The organism is Variovorax atrisoli, from assembly GCF_014195185.1.
Lineage (GTDB): Bacteria > Pseudomonadota > Gammaproteobacteria > Burkholderiales > Burkholderiaceae_C > Variovorax > Variovorax atrisoli.
The window spans coordinates 1,279,259-1,295,574 of record NZ_JACIBG010000001.1 but is presented as its reverse complement, the minus strand read 5'-3'; the positions used below and the strand labels follow the sequence as shown (position 1 = coordinate 1,295,574).

The window sequence follows — 16,316 nt, the reverse complement described above, 5'->3', positions numbered from 1 at the left end:
CATGACCTTGCCCCGAAAAGGTGCGTTCTTCAGCAAGCGTTCAGCGGGCCGCGCGGCCTCCCTGGGCGGCCGCCGGCGGGCCCAGCCGCTCGCCCAGGAAGTCGATGAAGGTGCGCAGCTTGGGCGCCATGTACTGCCGGCTGGTGTAGACCGCGAAGAGCGTCACCGGCGTGGCCTCGAAGTCCGGCAGCAGCCTCAGCAGCCGGCCCTGCGCGATGTCCTCGTCGATCAGCCAGGTGGGCATGTAGGCGATGCCCATGTCCGCGCGCACCGCGTGCAGCGTGAGCGTGGTGTCGTCCGAGCGCATGGCCGGCGCCAGCCGCAGCGGAAACATCCGCCCGCCCGGGCCCCTGAGCGCGAGGTTGTCCAGGTTGACGTAGCTGGGCACGATGGCGCCGAGCTTCGCGAGGTCGGCCGGCACGGCGGGCACGCCGCCCATGCGCTCGAGATAGGAGGGGGTGCCGGCGAGGAAGAAGGGCACCTGGCACAGCGGGCGCGCGATCAGCGCGGGCGAGGGCTCCTGCGTGGCGCGCAATGCGAGGTCGTAGCCGTCGGCCGCGAGGTCGACCTTGCGGTTCTCCAGGTGCATGTCGACCAGCACTTCGGGGTATTTCTCGCGGTAGTCGGCCAGCACCCGGGCAAAGCGCGGCGTGGCGCACCACACGGGCGCGCTCACCTTGAGCAGGCCGCGCGGCACGTCGCTGGTCTGGCCGATGGCGGCCTCGGCCTCGTCGAGCAGGTCGAGCGCGCGGCGGCTCTGCTCGTACCAGGCGGTGCCGGCCTCGGTCAGGCTCAGGTGCCGGCTGGAGCGGTGCAGCAGCCGCGCGCCCAGCGACTTCTCCAGCTGCGCCACGTGCTTGCTCGCCATCGGCGGCGACATGCCCAGCCGTTCGGCCGCCGCCACGAAGCTGCCCGCCTCCACGACTTCGCGGAACACCCGCAGGCTGGTCATCCGGTCCATGTGCGCATCCTTGTCGAAGATTTCCTGGCAGGAACTGATCCGATGCATCGTAGCCTGTCGATTTCCTCCAAGGAAATGTCTACAGTCGATCCAACGCTTTCATCGAGGAGCATCGACTTGACCCACGACAACACTTCCGCTTCGCCCCGCCTGCCCACCTACTTCATCTCCCACGGCGGCGGCCCCTGGCCCTGGATGAAGAAGGAAATGGGCCCGACCTACGACCAGCTCGAGGCCTCGCTGGCCGACATGCCGCGCCAGATCGGCCGCACGCCCGCCGCCATCCTCATGGTCTCGGCGCACTGGGAGGCACCCGTCTTCACCGTGCAGGGCAGCGCGAAGCCGCCGATGATCTACGACTACGGGGGCTTTCCCCCGCACACCTACGAGGTGCACTACGACTCGCCCGGCTCGCCCGAGCTGGCGCAGCGCGTGCAGTCGCTCATCGCCGCCGCCGGCCTGCCGGCGCAGATCGACCCCCAGCGCGGCTACGACCACGGCATGTTCTCGCCGATGGCGGCCATCTATCCCAAGGCCGATGTGCCGGTGGTGCAGCTGTCGCTGCGCCGCGGCCTCGACCCCGCCGAGCACCTCGCGCTGGGCCGCGCGATCGCACCGCTGCGCGACGAGAACGTGCTGATCGTCGGCAGCGGGCTGAGCTACCACAACCTGCGCAACTTCGGTCCGCAGGCGCACGGCGTGTCGAAGGCCTTCGACGACTGGCTCGACGCTGCCGTGGTAAAGAGCTCCCCCGGCGAGCGCAGCGCGCAGCTGCTGCAGTGGGATTCAGCTCCCGCGGCGCGCATGGCGCATCCGCGCGAGGAGCACCTGATTCCGCTGATGGTGGCCGTGGGCGCGGCCGAGGGCGAAGCCGGCGAGCGCGTCTATCACGAGGACGCCTTCATGGGCGGGCTGGTGGTGTCGAGCTTCCGGTTCGGGGCCTGACGCCAGAAATAAGAGACAAGGGGACGGGCGCTCAGCCGCGCCGAGCCCCGTCGGCGTCGACCAGCCCCACCCGCGTCTGCCGGCCCCAGGTGCCGCGCCCCGTCAGGAACGTCCACCAGCCCCACGCCGCACCCGTGTGCCGCAGGATCTGGAAGGTGAAGGGCTCGACCAGCGCGGCCGCGAAGGCCTGCGCGAATCCGACCTTGGCGGCCTCGCCGGCGGCGCCCAGCCAGCGGCGGTACAGGTGCACCGACCACAGGTGGAAGACGAGGTCGAGCACGATCTTCGCGCCGATCACGCCGGCCACGGGCGCCAGCACGCCGAGGTTGCCGCGCACCAGGTACACCAGCAGCAGGCCGAACGCGGCCAGGCCGTAGAGCGGCTGCAGCGTGTCGACGGCCTTCACCGGCAGCATCGCCACGCCGAGCCAGCCGTAGCGCCGGTCGCCCACCATGGCGCGGTACCAGAACTGCGTCTGCAGGAAGCCGCCGAACCAGCGGCGGCGCTGGCGCAGGAAGGCGCCGGTGCTGCTCGGCGCGTCGGTGTGCGCCTGCGCGTCGCCGAGCACGCGCACCGTCCATGGCAGGCCATGGGCCTGGGCGTGGCGGTGCAGGCGGTGGATGAGTTCGTAGTCCTCGACCAGGCAGTCGGTGTCGAAGCCGCCCACCGCGCGCACGGCCTCGGTGCGAAAGCCCGCGAAGGCGCCGGAGATCAGCAGCAGGCCGTTGACGCGCATCCATGCGTAGCGCGAGAGGAAGTTGCGGATGTACTCGTAGGTCTGGAACCACTGGAAGCAGCGGCCGGCCAGAGTGCGGCTGCACACGGGCGTGATGACGCCGGTGGCGGCGACGAGCTCCGGCTCCTGCGAGAACGCACGGCGCACGGCGCCGATGGCGCGGCTGTCGAGCAGGGTGTCGCCGTCGACCGTGAGCACGATGTCGGTGTCGACGCACAGGATGGCCGCGTTCAGCGCCACCGCCTTGCCGCCGTGCGGCAGCCGCAGCCAGCGCAGCGACGGATGCAGAGAGCTGGGAGCGCTCAGCTCGCCGAGTCCGGGAGCGACGAGGCCGTAGCGCGTGGTGAGCAGCTCGGCCGTGCCGTCGCTCGAGCCGTCGTCCGCGATCACGATGCGGTCGGGCAGGTCGGTCTGGGCGAGCAGGGCGGCCAGCGTCACCGGCAGCACGGCGGCCTCGTTGTGCGAGGCGACGATCACGCCCAGGGAGTCGCGCCGCGCGGCTGCCGCGGGCGAAGGCGCCGGCCGCGGCCGCAGGATCGGCAGCGTCATCCACGCGACGAACAGCAGCAGCACCGTGTCGTACAGCACGTAGGCCACGCCCACCGACCACGCCCCGACGTCGACGGCCTTGAACGCCATGGCGAAGAGCAGCACCCACAGCACGAGCACGCCCCCGTGGATGAGCCAGCTGCGCAGCGGCGTGGCGGGGGGAGACAGGCGCGGCGACGCGGCCACGAAGGCGCTTTGTAGAGGATCGTTCAAGGAAAGTGGGCCAGGGCGGCTGTCGATCGGTCGGTCGGAGGTTCGTGATACGCAAATACTCGGCCTGCGGTTTCGAAAAGCCCGAGGAATGCCCGGACAATCGCACGCGCTTCCGACTGAGTCGGCACCCGCCCGAAAATTCCCCGCATGCTCGCACAAACCCGCTACACCCGAACCGCGATCGCGCTGCACTGGCTGATCGCGGTCCTCATGATCATCAACATCGCACTGATCCTGCTGGTCGACCGCTATCCCGACGAGTGGGTGCGCCCGGCCGTCGACACCCACAAGTCCATAGGCATCACGGTGCTGGGCCTGGTCATCATGCGGATCCTCTGGCGCGCCACGCACAAGCCGCCGGCCATGCCGGGCTCCTACGGCGCCTTCGAGCGCTTCGCGGCCCACCTGGCGCACGGTGCGCTGTACGTGCTGATGATCCTGCTGCCGCTGTCGGGCTGGATGCACGACTCGGCCTGGAAGGACGCCGCCACGCACCCGATGCAGCTCTTCGGCCTGTTCGAATGGCCGCGCATCGGCTGGATCATGGCGATCGAGCCGACGGTGAAGGAGACCTGGCACACCGTGCTGGGCGGTGTGCACGAATGGGCCGGCTACGTGCTGTACGTGCTCGTCGGCCTGCACGTGCTGGCCGCGCTGAAGCACCAGTTCCTCGACGGCGAACGCGAACTGCAGAGGATGTGGCCTTGAACGCCGACCTCATCGCGCGCATCGACGCGCTCTCGACCCATCACGACGCGGTGCACGAGGGCGTGCGCGTGCGCTGGCGCCGCTTCGGCTCGGACGCCAGCCGCCCGCCGCTGGTGCTGCTGCACGGCGGCCACGGCAGCTGGATGCACTGGCTGCTCAATGCCGAGGCGCTCTCGGCCGGCCGCACGCTGTGGCTGCCCGACATGCCCGGCTTCAACGAATCGGACGCACCGCCGCGCGCGGCACCCGGCGAAGACCCGCTGCGGCCGCTGCTCGCCGCGCTCGGCGGCACGCTCGACCAGCTCGTCGGCGCGGGCACCGTCATCGACCTCGGCGGCTTCTCCTTCGGGGGGCTCACGGCGGCGCGCTTCGGTGCCGGACGCGGTGCGGTCCGCCGCCTCGCGCTGATCGGCAGCGGCGGCCACGGCACGCTGCGGCGCATGACGGCGCAGATGATCAACTGGCGCGCCGCCCCCGACCGCGAGGCCGAGCGCGCGGCACTGCTGCACAACCTGGGGGCGCTGATGCTGCACGACGCCGCCGCCATCGACGAGCTGGCCTTCGCCATCCACGACGTCTCCTGCCACGGCACGCGCTTCCGCAGCAAGGAGGTGTCTCAGTCGGGCGGGCTGCAGCAGGCGCTGGCAACGATGGGTGTGCCGACGCTGCTGCTGTGGGGCGAGTTCGACGTCACGGCCGATCCGCGCCCGCTGGTGGCGCAACTCGCTGCCGAAGGCCCGGGGCGCGAAGGCGTGGTGATCGACGGCGCCGGGCACTGGGCGCAATACGAGCGCGCCGACGAGGTCAACGCGCGGCTCGTGGAGTTCTTTCGCTGAGCCTCGCTGCGGCCGCGATGGCGGCTGCCATTGAAGCTGCTATTGCTGCTGCTTCACCAGCCCCAGCTTGCGGATGATGTCGCCCCACTGGTCGTAGGTCGAGCGCGTCAGGTCGGCCAGCTGCTTCGGGCTCGACGATTCGGCTTCGTATGCGCCCTGGCGGAAGAAGTCGCGCGTGGCCGGCATCGCCAGCACCTGCGCCAGCGCGGCGTTGAGCTTCTCCACCACCGGCGCCGGCATGCGCGCCGGCCCGTAGAAGCCCAGCCAGCTCGGCATGTCGACGCCGCTCACGCCCTGTTCGCCCATGGTCGGCACGTCGGGCAGCATCGGGCTGCGCTTGGGCGCGGCCACCGCCAGCATGCGCACCTTGCCGGTGGCGGTGTTCTGGATGGCGTTGGGCGCGGCGTCGAAGTAGTACTGCACGCGGCCCGCGAGGAAGTCCTTGGCCGCGTCGGCGCCGCCCTTGTACGGCACGTGCACCACGTCCAGCCCGGCCTGCCGCGCGAAGGCCTCGCCGTAGATGTGCGAGGAGGTGCCGGTGCCGAAGGAGGCGTAGCTCATCTTTCCCGGGTTGGCCTTGATGTACGCCACCAGCTCCTGCACCGTGCGCGCCGGCACGCTCGTGTGCACGGTCAGCACCAGCGGGCCGCGGGCGCCGAGCGAGATCGGCGTGAGGTCCTTGAAGGGGTCGTAGCGCACCTGCGCCAGCGTCTGCGGGTTCTGCGCCACCACGGAGGAGGGCGCGTACATGAAGGTGTAGCCGTCGGGCGCGGAGCGGATCACCTCCTCGGTCGCAAGGATGAAGCTCGCGCCCGGCCGGTTCTCCACGATCACCGGCGTCTGCAGCACCTCGCCGAGCTTGTTCGCGACGAAGCGCGCCTGCGCGTCCGAGGCGCCGCCGGCCGCCAGGCCCAGCACGATGCGGACGGTGCGGCCCTTTTCCGGGAAGGGCGCGGCGGCGCGGGCCGGCAGCAGGGAGCTTGCGGCGCCGAGCGCGAGCCAGGCCGCGAAGCGCCGGCGCTGCAGCGAAGAGGAGAAGGAGGAAGAAGCCGTCATGTCGCTCATTGTTTGACCAATCCGACCTGCTGCACCATCGCGCCCCAGCTGTCGTAGGTCGAGCGCGTGATGCTCGCGAACTCGGCCGGCGTGGTGGCGCCAGCCTCGTAGCCGCCGCTTCGATAGAACTCCTGCACCTGCGGCATCGCCAGCACCTTGGCGAGCGCCGCGTTGAGCTTTTCCACCACTGGCGCCGGCATGCGCGCCGGGCCGTAGAAGCCCAGCCAGCTCGGCAGGTCGAGCCCGGCGTAGCCCTGTTCGGCGAAGGTGGGCACGTCGGGCAGCGCCGCAATGCGCGAGCCGGCGGCCACCGCGAGGATCTTCACCTTGCCGGTGGAGGCGGTGATGATGGCCGAGGAGGCCGAGTCGAACATGTACTGCACGCGCCCGCCGATCAGGTCCTTCGCCGCGTCGGAGCCGCCCTTGTACGGAATGTGCACCGCGTCGATGCCGGTCTTCTTCACGAAGGCCTCGCCGTAGATGTGCGAGGAGGTGCCCGCGCCGAACGAGGCGTAGCTCACCTTGCCGGGGTGCGACTTCACATAGGCCACCAGCTCCTTCACGTTGTTCACCGGCACGCTGGTGCTCAGCGACAGCACCAGCGGCCCGCGCCCGCCCATCGAGATGGCAGTGAAGTCCTTGAACGGGTCGTAGGGCACCTGCGCGAAGGTGTGCGGGTTCTGCGCCATGGTGGAGGAGGGCGCGTACAGCAGCGTGTAGCCGTCGGGCTGGGCGCGCGACACCTCGTTGGCCGCCAGCATGGTGCTGGCGCCGGGCTTGTTGTCGACGATCACGCTGGTGCCCAGCACCTCGCCGAGCTTCTGCGCAACGATGCGCGCCTGCGCGTCGGTGCCGCCGCCGGGGGTGAAGCCCACGACGATGCGGATGGGCTTGCCGCGCGCCGGAAAGTCCTGCGCCATGGCCAGGGGGGCGAGGCCCAGAAGCACTGCGGCGCCGATGGCCGAGCCGAAGGCACGGCGGGTGCCGTGAGGTTTCTTCATCGATGTCTCCGTTGGAATGCTTTTTCAATATTGATCTTCAAATCCATAAAAAGCCATATTTACTAGGGAATACCCCGAATAATCGGCTTTTGAGTTTGACAAAATGGAAAGTGAAATCAAAATACGACGAAACAAGCCAAGCCGAGAACGCATTCATGAAAACTGTCGTCCGCACCGACGAGCGCATCCTGACCTCCGACATCTTCGACCGCGACAGCCGCGTCAAGCGGCCTGACCACGGCAGCTGGGCCGAGCCCGGCAAGAGCATTCCGGTCTATCACCGCTGCGGCGTGCTGGTGGTGGGCGGCGGCCCCTCGGGCACCGCCGCCGCGGCCGCCGCCGCCCGCGCGGGCGCCGACGTGGCGCTGCTGGAGCGCTACAACCACCTGGGCGGCCTGTCGACCGGCGGCCTGGTCATCTGGATCGACCGCATGACCGACTGGGAGGGCAAGCTGGTGATCCGCGGCTTCGCCGAAGAGCTGTTCGACCGCCTGCCGGCCGAGGCCATCGCCGGCCCGGCGCGCGAGGACTGGGGCTCGCAGGACACGGCCAAGGCCGCGCACTGGTCGCAGCGCACCGCCGCCTACCACGGCGTCGTCACCTGGTCGCCCACCATCGACCCCGAGCGGCTGAAGCTGCTCTCGCAGGAGATCGTGCTGGAGCGCAAGGTCAAGCTCATCTATCACTCGTGGGCCGCCATTCCCATCGTGCAGGACGGCGCGGTGAAGGGCGTGGTGTTCGAGAGCAAGGAAGGCCGCATGGCCATCATGGCCGACGTGGTGGTCGACGCCACCGGCGACGGCGACCTGTTCGCCCGCGCCGGCGCCGAGTACGTGAACGACATCGAGGAGGCCGACGTGCATCACTGCATGAACACCTCCTGGCTCTTCGGCGGCGTGGACATGAATCGCTGGATCGAGTTCAAGGCCGGCCAGCCCGAGGCCTTCACCGCCTTCATGGCGGGCGGCCGCGAGCAGTGCGGCCTGTTCGAGCGGCCCTTCGTCTCGTGGCGCAATGACGTGGCGCTCTTCATGGGGCCGCGCCAGTCGGGCTACTCCGCGCTCGACGTGGACGACCTCACCGCCGTGGAGGTGCGCTCGCACCGCGCCATGGCCGCGCACCTCGACTACTTCCGCGCCCATGCGCCGGGTTTCGAGAACGCCTATTTGATGCTGAGCGCGCCGCAGATCGGCGTGCGCCATGCACGGCGACTCGTCGGCGTGGGCTCGGTGCTGCGCAGCCAGTGGCCCGACGGCGTGCCGCTGGCCGACGAGATCGGCGTGTCGCCTGCCGTCTCGCCCAAGTTCCCGAACATCTCCATCCCCTACGGCGCACTGGTGCCGAAGCAGCTCGACGGCCTGCTGGCCTGCGGGCGCCACATCTCCTGCGACCGCAACTCGCACGGCTTCATGCGCGAGATCCCGCAGTGCTGGATCACTGGCCAGGCGGCCGGCGTAGCCGCGGCGATCGCTTCGCGAGGCGGCATCGCCCCCCGCTTCGTCGACGTGGGCGCGCTGCAGTCCGCGCTGCTGGAGCAGGGCGTGTACCTGCGCGCCGGTGCAGGCCAGGGCCAGGGCGCGGCGGCTTCGCCCGCCACGGCCGAGGCCGGCGCCTGATGGCACTGCGCGGCCATGAACCCGGCAACCCTCCGTCCGCGAGCCTCTACATTCGGGAGTCCCGATCCTGAGAGTCTTGCGAAGGGTTCCTCCATGTCCACCGAAAAGAACGACACCTCTTTCCCCCAGGCCGAACAGCAGGCCGACGCGCGCGGCGAGCGCTCCGACACCGTGAGCGCGCTGGAGCGCGGCATCTCGGTGCTGCGCTGCTTCAGCGAAGACCGGCCCGTGCTCGGGCACGCCGATGTGGCGCGCATGACCGGCATTCCGCGCGCCACCGTCAACCGGCTGGTCGCCACGCTGCTCTCGCTGGGCATGCTCAAGCCGGCGCAGGCGCCCGACCGCTTCATGCTCGGCCCGGGCGTGGTGTCGCTGTCGCGCGTGTTCCTCGGCAGCCTCGACGTGCGCGCCGCCGCACGGCCCAGCATGCAGGCGATGGCGGAGGAGGTCGGCGCCTCGGTCTACCTGGCCGTGCGCGACGGCATGGAGATGGTGCTGATCGAAGCCTGCCGCCCGCGCTCGTCGATGCTCTCGGCGCGGCTCGACGTCGGCTCGCGCGCACCCCTTGCCAACTCGGCGCTCGGCCGCGCGTACCTCTCGGCACTGCCCGAGGCGCAGCGCAACCAGCTCGTCGATTCGATGCGCCTCCTGCGCGGCCCCGAATGGGACAGCATCGCGCCCAGCATGAACCGCGCCATCGGCGAGTCGAAGCGGTTGGGCTACTGCCTGTCGCTCGGCGAATTCCACCGCGAGATCAACTCGGTGTCGGTGCCGCTCATCGGGCCCGACGGCGAGGTGATGGCGCTCAACGGCGGCGGCGCCGCCTTCGTGTTCACGGAAGACCGGCTGCGCAACGAACTCGCGCCGCGCCTGCACGACATCGCGCTGAGCATCGCGCGCGACATCGGCGGCCACGTACCCACGCCCTCGCCGGGCTAGCAGCCCGGCCGGGGTTCATTCCCCATGACGACAGAAGAACGGAGACACAGGTCATGCACCTGAGCGATGAAGAAAAAGCCATGTACGACGGCCGCGACGGCCCGGCCGTGCAGAAGGCGATGGACCTGCTGGTGCGCTACGGCGAAGCATTGGGCGCCGAGCGGCTGGTCGAGACGCGCAACGTGTGCGCCACCATCACATCGACCACGCCCTTCCAGCGCGATTTCGCGCTCGCCAAGGGCGGCGGCATGGACGCGGTGTTCTCCGAATTCAGCCTCGACAGCCAGGAGACCGTCGAGATCCCGAAGTTCAAGGTCTTCACCAGCCACCTGCAGCTGGGCTTCGACCCCGGCCAGCCCGAGCGCATGGGCGTGAGCGAGGAGATCGTGCGCTTCTACGAGAAGAGCGAGCGCCATGCCGCCGGCCTCGGCGCTCAGATCATGAACACCTGCACGCCCTACCAGGTCGGCAACATTCCGACGCGCGGCGAGCACTGCGCATGGATGGAGTCGTCGGCGGTCGTGTACTGCAATTCGGTGCTGGGCGCGCGCACCAACACCGAAGGCCGCGAGAGCACCGGCGCTGCCATGCTCACCGGCCGCATCCCTTACTGGGGCTACCACCTCGACCAGAACCGCCATGCCACGCACGTGGTCGAGCTCGACATCGAGGTCGAATCGGTGCAGGACTGGGGCCTGCTCGGCTACTACATCGGCGAGCACGTGCAGGAGCGCGTGCCGGTGGTGCACAGCCGGCGCGGCATCTCGCGGGTGCCGAACCTGCCGAGGCTCAAGCACTTCGGCGCGGCGGCCTCGTCCTCGGGCGGCGTGGAGATGTATCACATCGCGGGCGTCACGCCCGAGGCGCTCACGCTCGAGCAGGCGCTCGGCGCAAGGGCGCCCGTGGAGGTGCTGCGCTACGGAGAGGCCGAGCGCCGCGCCACCTACGAGAAGATCAACATCACGGCCAGGGACGCCGAGGTTCAATACGTGATGCTGGGCTGCCCGCACTACACGATCGAGCAGATCTGGGAGGCCGCGCAGCTCATCGAAGGGCGCAAGGTGCACCCCGACTGCGAGCTGTGGATCTTCACGCCGCGCGCCATCAAGGCGCTGGCCGATCGCAACGGCTACACGAAGATCATCGAGGACGCGGGCGGCATCATCATGGGCGACAGCTGTTCCGCCATGAGCCGCGCCGTGCCCAAGGGCACGAAGACCGTCGCGCTCGATTCCGCCAAGCAGGCGCACTACCTGCCCGCCATCCTGGGCGTGCAGGCCTGGTTCGGCAGCACCGCCGAATGCATCGACGCGGCCTGCACCGGGCGCTGGAACGGAGGCTATGCATGAGCGACGCGCCGGGCCGCCCCAAGCAAGCTCGCACCGCAGTGCGAAGCACGGAGGTATTGCAATGAACGCCGCAGTCATCACCGAACAACAGATCCTCGTCATCCGCGGCCGCAAGGTGGTGGGCGGCGTTGCGGAAGGCGAGGCGCTGGTCACGCGCGACCGCATCTCGGGCTGGGGCGGCATCGATCCGCGCACCGGCACCGTCGTCGAGACGCGGCACGAGCTGCGCGGGCAGAGCTTCGCGGGCAAGGTGCTGGTGTTCCCGGGGGCCAAGGGCTCCTCGGGCTGGTCGGCCATGTTCCACATGACGCGGCTCATGAACTCGGCGCCGGCCGCGTTCCTGTTCAACGAGATGACGACCAAGATGGCGCTGGGCGCCGTGGTCACGCACTCGCCCGCGATGACCGACTTCGAGCGCGACCCGCTCGAATGCATCGAGACCGGCGACTGGGTGCGCGTGGACGCCGACCGCGGCGTGGTAGAGATCACGAAGAAGAAACAGGAAGGTGCCGAATGACCCGCCCACTGCGCAGCAACTTCCCGCGCGGCTCCTACCTCTGGTCGGTGCGCAACGCGCACTGGCGCGCGCTCGGCATTCCCGAGGAGGACTGCGAGAAGCCCAAGATCGCCATCGTCAACAGCTCCTCGGAGCTGGCCGCCTGCTTCAGCCACCTCGACCGCGTGGCGGCGGAGATCAAGGAAGCCATCCGCGCGGCGGGCGGCGTGCCTTTCGAGATCCGCACGGCCGCGCCCAGCGACTTCATCACCGGCGCGGGAGCGCGCGGCGCCTACATGCTGGCGGCGCGCGACCTCGTCACCAACGACATCGAGGTGGCCGTCGAAGGCGCGCAGCTCGACGGGATGGTCTGCCTCACCTCCTGCGACAAGACCGTTCCGGGTCAGCTGATGGCCGCCGCGCGGCTGAACATCCCGACGCTGCTCGTGCCCTGCGGCTATCAGCCCAGCGGCGAGTACAAGGGCCACCACATGGACATCGAGGAAGTGTTCATCGGCGCGATGCATGCGGTCACGGGCAACCTGCCGGTGGAGGAACTCGTGGGCATGAGCCGCGAGGCCATCCGCGGCCCCGGCGTGTGCTCCGGCCTGGGCACTGCCAACTCGATGCACATTGTCTGCGAGGCCCTCGGCATGGCGTTGCCCGGCAGCGCGCCGGTGGCGGCACTGAGCCCGAAGATGATGGCCGACGTGCGCGCGGCCGGCACTCGCATCGTGCAGATGGTGTGGGATGACCTGAAGCCGCGCGACATCCTCACGCCCGGCGCCTTCGCCAATGCGGTGCGCGCGGTGCTGTCGATCGGCGGCTCGCTCAACACCGCCAAGCACCTGCAGGCGGTGGCGACCGAGGGCGAGACCGGCGTCGACGTCTACGGCATGTTCGAGCGCCTGGGCCCCGAGACGCCGGTGCTGGCCGGCGTGCGTCCCATCGGAAGCGATTCCATCGAAGCCTTCGAGGCGGCCGGCGGCTGCCGCGCGCTGATGAAGCAGCTGGAGCCGCTGCTCGACACCGGCGTGCGCACCGTCACCGGCGGCACGCTCGCCGACAACCTGCGCGATGCCGAGGTGGCCAATGCCGAAGTGATCCGCCCCATCGGCCGGCCCGTGGCGCCGCTGCCTGCCATCGTGCTGCTGCGCGGCAACCTCGCGCCGGAGTCGGGCCTCATCAAGACCGGCATCGCCGAGCGCAAGGTGCGCCGCTTCACCGGCCCGGCCGTGTGCTTCTGGACCTCGGACGCAGCCATCGCCGCGCTGAAGAAGGGCGAGATCGTGCCCGGCCAGGTGATCGTGATGCGCGGTGCCGGTGCCTGCGGCGGTCCGGCGATGGGCGGCGGCGCGTCGCGCGTGGTCTTCGCGGTCGACGGCGCGGGGCTCGGCGACCAGGTCGCGCTGCTGACCGACGGCCACCTGTCGGGCCTGGTCTGCAAGGGCCTCGTGGTGGCCGAGGTGTCGCCCGAAGCCGCGCTCGGCGGGCCGCTCGGGCTGGTGCGAGACGGTGACCTCATCACCATCGACCTCGACGCACGCCGCCTCGACATCGACCTGAGCGACGCAGAACTCCAGGCGCGACGCGACGGCTGGCAGTCGCCGCCGCCGGTGAACGACACCGGCTGGCTGCAGCAGTACCGGCGCAACGTGGGGCCGCTGTCGAAGGGCGCCGTGCTCGTGCGTACCGAGCGCATCGAGCGCACCGCGCCACCAGGCTAGACCTCTTCCAACCCCGGCTTTCGCCAACCGGTGCGCACACCCGAGCGCACCCGGTGGCGCAGCCCTGCGCGCCTTCGTTCGTTCGACAGAGTTTTCAACCCAAGAAAAGAAGCAGGAGACAAGCAAACCATGAAGAGAATCTTGATGTGGTCGGCGCTGGGGCTGGCCGGCACCGGCGTGGCACAGGCGCAATCCAGCGTCACCGTGTTCGGCGTGATGGACCTCGGCATCCAGTACACGAACGGCGCGGGCCCGGGCGGCGGCTCGGTGAAGGCGTTGTCGAACGGCGGTCTCTCCACCAGCCGACTCGGCTTTCGCGGCACCGAGGACCTCGGCGGCGGTCTGCGCGCGGGCTTCTGGCTCGAAGGCAGCCTGAATCCCGACACCGGCACCGGCCGCCCGAGCAATTCCAACAACCAGGCGAGCGGCGCGGGCACGGCGGGCCCGATCACCTTCGACCGCATGTCCTTCGTGAGCCTTTCGTCCGACACGCTGGGCGAGCTGCGGCTGGGCCACGACTTCATTCCCACGCACTACAACAGCATCTACTTCGACCCCTTCAACGCCAACGGCGTGGCGCGCGCGGGCAACCTGACCTTCGCGTCCGTGGGCACGGGGCCGCTGCCCACCACCATCACCGGCAGCAACACCGTGAGCTACTGGCTGCCGCCCAACATCGGCGGCTTCTACGGCATGGCAATGGTGGGCACCGGCGAGAACGACTCGACCCTGGCGAACCGCCACGACGGCAACTTCGCCGGCGCACGCTTCGGTTTCGCATCGGGCGCCTTCGATGTGGCGGCGGCCGTCACCCGCTCGAAGTTCAACGCCACCGCCACCGTCGGCAACTACACGCACGCCAACATCGGCGGCTCGTGGGACGCGGGCTTCGCCAAGTTCTTCGCGCTCTACAACAAGGTGACGGTGAAGCTGGCGGCCGGCACGGTGCGCAAGAACACGGCCGAGATCGGCGCGCACATCCCGGCCTTCGAGGTCGGGCGCATCCGCATCAGCTACGCCTACCTCGACGACCGCAGCGACGAGAACCTGCGCAACGCCAACGGCATGCCGCGCAACCGCGACGACGCGCGGCAGTTCGGCATCGGCTACGTGCACAACCTGTCGAAGCGCACCGCGCTCTACGGCACCTATGCGCGGCTGATGAACAGCGGACAGGGGCGCTACGTGGTCAGCGGCGGCGTGGCGCCGGCGGCCGGGCATCGCTCGACCGGCTGGGAATTCGGCGTGCGCCATCTGTTCTGAAACGGAGGCATCTCATGCGACGCAGAACCCTGACCCTGGCGGCCCTCGCGGCCGCGGCACTGCCCGGTGCGGCGGCATGGAGCGCCGATGCGTTCCCCAACAAGCCGCTCAAGCTGATCGTGGGCTTCGCGGCCGGCGGCGGCGCCGACGTGCTCACGCGCATCATCGCGGAGGGGCTGGCCAAGCAGCTCGGCCAGCAGGTGATCGTGGAGAACCGCCCCGGCGCCGACGGCGTGCTCGCCGCGCAGGCCACCTCGTCGGCCAGGCCCGACGGCTACACGCTGCTGATGGGCACCAACACCGCGATGGTGGCCGCGCCCACGCTGCGGCCGACGCCGCCCTACGACCCCTTCAAGGCCTTCACGCCGATCAGCTCGGCCGGGCAGTTCTCGATGTTCCTGGTGGTGCCGGCGAGCCTGCCGGTCAAGAGCGTGAACGAGCTGCTCGCGCTCGTGGCGTCGAAGCCGGGGGCGCTCAATTCGGCGTCGAGCAACAGCGCCTCGGAGCTCGCGATGCTGCAGCTGCTGGGCGACCGCAAGGTGGTCAACGCGCGCTACAAGGGCGACATGCAGGCCATGACCGACCTGCTCGGCGGGCAGATCCAGATGATGTTCACCACCGGCACGCTGGCGCCGGGCTTCGTCAAGGAAGGGCGCATCCGCGCGCTGGTGACGCTGCTGCCGCAGCGCAGCGCCCTGTTGCCCGACGTGCCCACCGGCGGCGAGCTGGGCCTGGGCAAGCTCACCATCACGCCGTGGGCCGGCTTCTTCGGCCCGCCGGGGCTGCCTCAGGCGATCACCGACCGGCTCTCGCAGGAACTGCAGAACACGCTCAAGCGCCCCGAGGTGCACGCGCAACTGGTGCAGCAGGGCTTCGAGGGCTACGGCATGAGCCCCGCGAAGTTCAACGAGTTCTTCCGCACGCAGTACGACGCCTTCGGCGCCACCGTGCGCGAGCACAACGTCAAGTTCGAATAGCGGCGGCCTCGCGGCGCCAGAAGTCCGCATCGGGAAAGCTGCCTGTGCCGGCCGCCGCGTTGTCCGCCATGTGCTCGCCGCGGCTGGTGCCCGGAATCGTGCAGGTCACGGCCGGGTGGCTCAGCACGAACTTCAGCAGCACCTGCGCCCAGCTGGTGCAGCCGATCTCTGCGGCCCAGGGCGGCAGCGGCCTGTCGCGCAGCCGGCGCAGCAGTCCGCCGCCGCCGAAGGGCATGTTGACGATCACCGCCACGCCGCGCTCGGCGGCCAGCGGCAGCAGGCGCTGCTCGGCCTCGCGCGCGTCCAGCGAGTAGTTGATCTGCAGGAAGTCGAGCTTCTCCGCCTTCAGCACGGCCTCGACGTCGCCGTAGGCCGAGGCGGTGTAGTGCGTGATGCCGATGTAGCGCACGCGGCCCTGTTCCTTCCAGCCGCGCAGCGTGGCGAGGTGCGTGCGCCAGTCCACGAGGTTGTGCACCTGCATCAGGTCCATGCGCCGGGTGCGCAGCCGCGAGAACGACTGCTCCATCTGCGCGATGCCGGCCTCGCGGCCCGAGGTCCAGACCTTGGTGGCGAGGAAGGCCCTGGCCTGCTGCTTCGACGCGGCCAGCAGCTCGCCGGTGGTTTCCTCGGAGCGGCCGTACATGGGCGAGCTGTCGATCAGGGTGCCGCCGGCCGCGAAAAGGGCATCGAGCACGCCTGGCAGGCGCGCGTATTCCTCGCTGCCTGGGCGCTGGTCGAAGCCGATCCAGGTGCCGCAGCCGATGACGGGCAGCGCTTCCTTGGTGGAGGGGATGGGGCGGGTGTTCATCGTGGGCTTGGACTGGGTTTGGGCAAGGGCCGGTAGCGCGGCGCTGGCGCACAGCGCGATGCCCAGGCGCAGCAACTCGGCGCGGGTGAGGGCTGGAAAGTCGTTCCGGGGTGGCATCCGGCCCAGTATCCGGCGG

General features: G+C 69.9%; 15 protein-coding genes. 10 read left to right on the top strand and 5 right to left on the bottom strand.

Annotated elements, in window-relative coordinates:
* Nucleotides 1–40: 40 nt before the first annotated feature.
* Nucleotides 41–961, bottom strand: a complete 921-nt coding sequence (locus FHY06_RS06135) for a LysR family transcriptional regulator (RefSeq protein WP_038113894.1) — start codon at nt 959–961, stop codon at nt 41–43.
* 117 nt (nt 962–1,078) lie between these two features.
* On the opposite strand from FHY06_RS06135, the gene FHY06_RS06130 reads away from it, so the two are divergent.
* Nucleotides 1,079–1,906, top strand: a complete 828-nt coding sequence (locus FHY06_RS06130; protein ID WP_019652073.1) for a DODA-type extradiol aromatic ring-opening family dioxygenase — start codon at nt 1,079–1,081, stop codon at nt 1,904–1,906.
* Between the two features lie 31 nt (nt 1,907–1,937).
* Here FHY06_RS06130 and FHY06_RS06125 read toward each other — a convergent pair whose 3' ends face one another.
* Complete coding sequence (locus tag FHY06_RS06125; protein WP_184603867.1) at nt 1,938–3,404, bottom strand: glycosyltransferase family 2 protein; 1,467 nt, start codon at nt 3,402–3,404, stop codon at nt 1,938–1,940.
* A 147-nt stretch (nt 3,405–3,551) separates the two neighbouring features.
* Here FHY06_RS06125 and FHY06_RS06120 point away from each other — a divergent pair, with 147 nt between their 5' ends.
* Both FHY06_RS06120 and FHY06_RS06115 read left to right on the top strand, forming a co-directional pair.
* Entirely contained in the window at nt 3,552–4,112 is a 561-nt protein-coding gene (locus FHY06_RS06120) for a cytochrome b (protein WP_019652075.1), read from the top strand.
* Nucleotides 4,103–4,948 (top strand): alpha/beta fold hydrolase, encoded by an 846-nt coding sequence (locus FHY06_RS06115; protein ID WP_019652076.1) that lies wholly within the window; start codon nt 4,103–4,105, stop codon nt 4,946–4,948. Before FHY06_RS06120 ends, FHY06_RS06115 begins: the two co-directional genes overlap by 10 nt.
* Before the next feature lie 39 nt (nt 4,949–4,987).
* Here FHY06_RS06115 and FHY06_RS06110 read toward each other — a convergent pair whose 3' ends face one another.
* A complete protein-coding gene (locus FHY06_RS06110) occupies nt 4,988–6,004 on the bottom strand; it encodes a Bug family tripartite tricarboxylate transporter substrate binding protein (protein WP_184603865.1) in 1,017 nt (338 codons plus the stop codon).
* A 5-nt stretch (nt 6,005–6,009) separates the two neighbouring features.
* Entirely contained in the window at nt 6,010–7,005 is a 996-nt protein-coding gene (locus FHY06_RS06105) for a Bug family tripartite tricarboxylate transporter substrate binding protein (RefSeq protein WP_019652078.1), read from the bottom strand.
* Between the two features lie 155 nt (nt 7,006–7,160).
* Between FHY06_RS06105 and FHY06_RS06100 the strand changes: the two genes are divergently transcribed.
* From FHY06_RS06100 to FHY06_RS06070, 7 genes are all read left to right on the top strand, one after another.
* Nucleotides 7,161–8,621, top strand: a complete 1,461-nt coding sequence (locus FHY06_RS06100; protein ID WP_019652079.1) for an FAD-dependent oxidoreductase — start codon at nt 7,161–7,163, stop codon at nt 8,619–8,621.
* 93 nt (nt 8,622–8,714) lie between these two features.
* Nucleotides 8,715–9,560: an IclR family transcriptional regulator gene (locus tag FHY06_RS06095; protein ID WP_019652080.1), complete on the top strand. Its 846-nt coding sequence runs from the start codon at nt 8,715–8,717 to the stop codon at nt 9,558–9,560.
* A 53-nt stretch (nt 9,561–9,613) separates the two neighbouring features.
* Entirely contained in the window at nt 9,614–10,909 is a 1,296-nt protein-coding gene (locus FHY06_RS06090) for an aconitase X (protein WP_019652081.1), read from the top strand.
* 61 nt (nt 10,910–10,970) lie between these two features.
* Nucleotides 10,971–11,426: an aconitase X swivel domain-containing protein gene (locus FHY06_RS06085; RefSeq protein WP_132751367.1), complete on the top strand. Its 456-nt coding sequence runs from the start codon at nt 10,971–10,973 to the stop codon at nt 11,424–11,426.
* Complete coding sequence (gene ilvD, locus FHY06_RS06080) at nt 11,423–13,132, top strand: dihydroxy-acid dehydratase (protein ID WP_184603864.1); 1,710 nt, start codon at nt 11,423–11,425, stop codon at nt 13,130–13,132. The genes FHY06_RS06085 and ilvD overlap by 4 nt, the downstream gene beginning before the upstream one ends.
* 129 nt (nt 13,133–13,261) lie before the next feature.
* Nucleotides 13,262–14,395 carry a porin gene (locus tag FHY06_RS06075; protein ID WP_145758701.1) on the top strand — a complete coding sequence of 378 codons (1,134 nt, stop codon included), beginning with the start codon at nt 13,262–13,264 and terminating at the stop codon, nt 14,393–14,395.
* A 14-nt stretch (nt 14,396–14,409) separates the two neighbouring features.
* Nucleotides 14,410–15,372, top strand: coding sequence for a Bug family tripartite tricarboxylate transporter substrate binding protein (locus FHY06_RS06070; protein ID WP_145758700.1), 963 nt, complete (start codon nt 14,410–14,412; stop codon nt 15,370–15,372).
* Here the strand turns inward: FHY06_RS06070 and FHY06_RS06065 are convergent.
* Complete coding sequence (locus FHY06_RS06065) at nt 15,359–16,297, bottom strand: aldo/keto reductase (RefSeq protein WP_184603861.1); 939 nt, start codon at nt 16,295–16,297, stop codon at nt 15,359–15,361. The two genes, FHY06_RS06070 and FHY06_RS06065, sit on opposite strands and share 14 nt — an antisense overlap.
* Between the last annotated feature and the right edge of the window lie 19 nt (nt 16,298–16,316).

What these genes read in the sequence shown, in the direction of transcription:
- FHY06_RS06135 (WP_038113894.1), bottom strand. Translation starts at nt 961, where the DNA reads ATGGACCGGATGACCAGCCTGCGGGTGTTCCGCGAAGTCGTGGAGGCG.
- FHY06_RS06120 (WP_019652075.1), top strand. Translation starts at nt 3,552, where the DNA reads ATGCTCGCACAAACCCGCTACACCCGAACCGCGATCGCGCTGCACTGG.
- FHY06_RS06110 (WP_184603865.1), bottom strand. Translation starts at nt 6,004, where the DNA reads ATGACGGCTTCTTCCTCCTTCTCCTCTTCGCTGCAGCGCCGGCGCTTC.
- FHY06_RS06105 (WP_019652078.1), bottom strand. Translation starts at nt 7,005, where the DNA reads ATGAAGAAACCTCACGGCACCCGCCGTGCCTTCGGCTCGGCCATCGGC.
- FHY06_RS06100 (WP_019652079.1), top strand. Translation starts at nt 7,161, where the DNA reads ATGAAAACTGTCGTCCGCACCGACGAGCGCATCCTGACCTCCGACATC.
- FHY06_RS06095 (WP_019652080.1), top strand. Translation starts at nt 8,715, where the DNA reads ATGTCCACCGAAAAGAACGACACCTCTTTCCCCCAGGCCGAACAGCAG.
- FHY06_RS06090 (WP_019652081.1), top strand. Translation starts at nt 9,614, where the DNA reads ATGCACCTGAGCGATGAAGAAAAAGCCATGTACGACGGCCGCGACGGC.
- FHY06_RS06085 (WP_132751367.1), top strand. Translation starts at nt 10,971, where the DNA reads ATGAACGCCGCAGTCATCACCGAACAACAGATCCTCGTCATCCGCGGC.
- ilvD (WP_184603864.1), top strand. Translation starts at nt 11,423, where the DNA reads ATGACCCGCCCACTGCGCAGCAACTTCCCGCGCGGCTCCTACCTCTGG.
- FHY06_RS06075 (WP_145758701.1), top strand. Translation starts at nt 13,262, where the DNA reads ATGAAGAGAATCTTGATGTGGTCGGCGCTGGGGCTGGCCGGCACCGGC.
- FHY06_RS06070 (WP_145758700.1), top strand. Translation starts at nt 14,410, where the DNA reads ATGCGACGCAGAACCCTGACCCTGGCGGCCCTCGCGGCCGCGGCACTG.
- FHY06_RS06065 (WP_184603861.1), bottom strand. Translation starts at nt 16,297, where the DNA reads ATGCCACCCCGGAACGACTTTCCAGCCCTCACCCGCGCCGAGTTGCTG.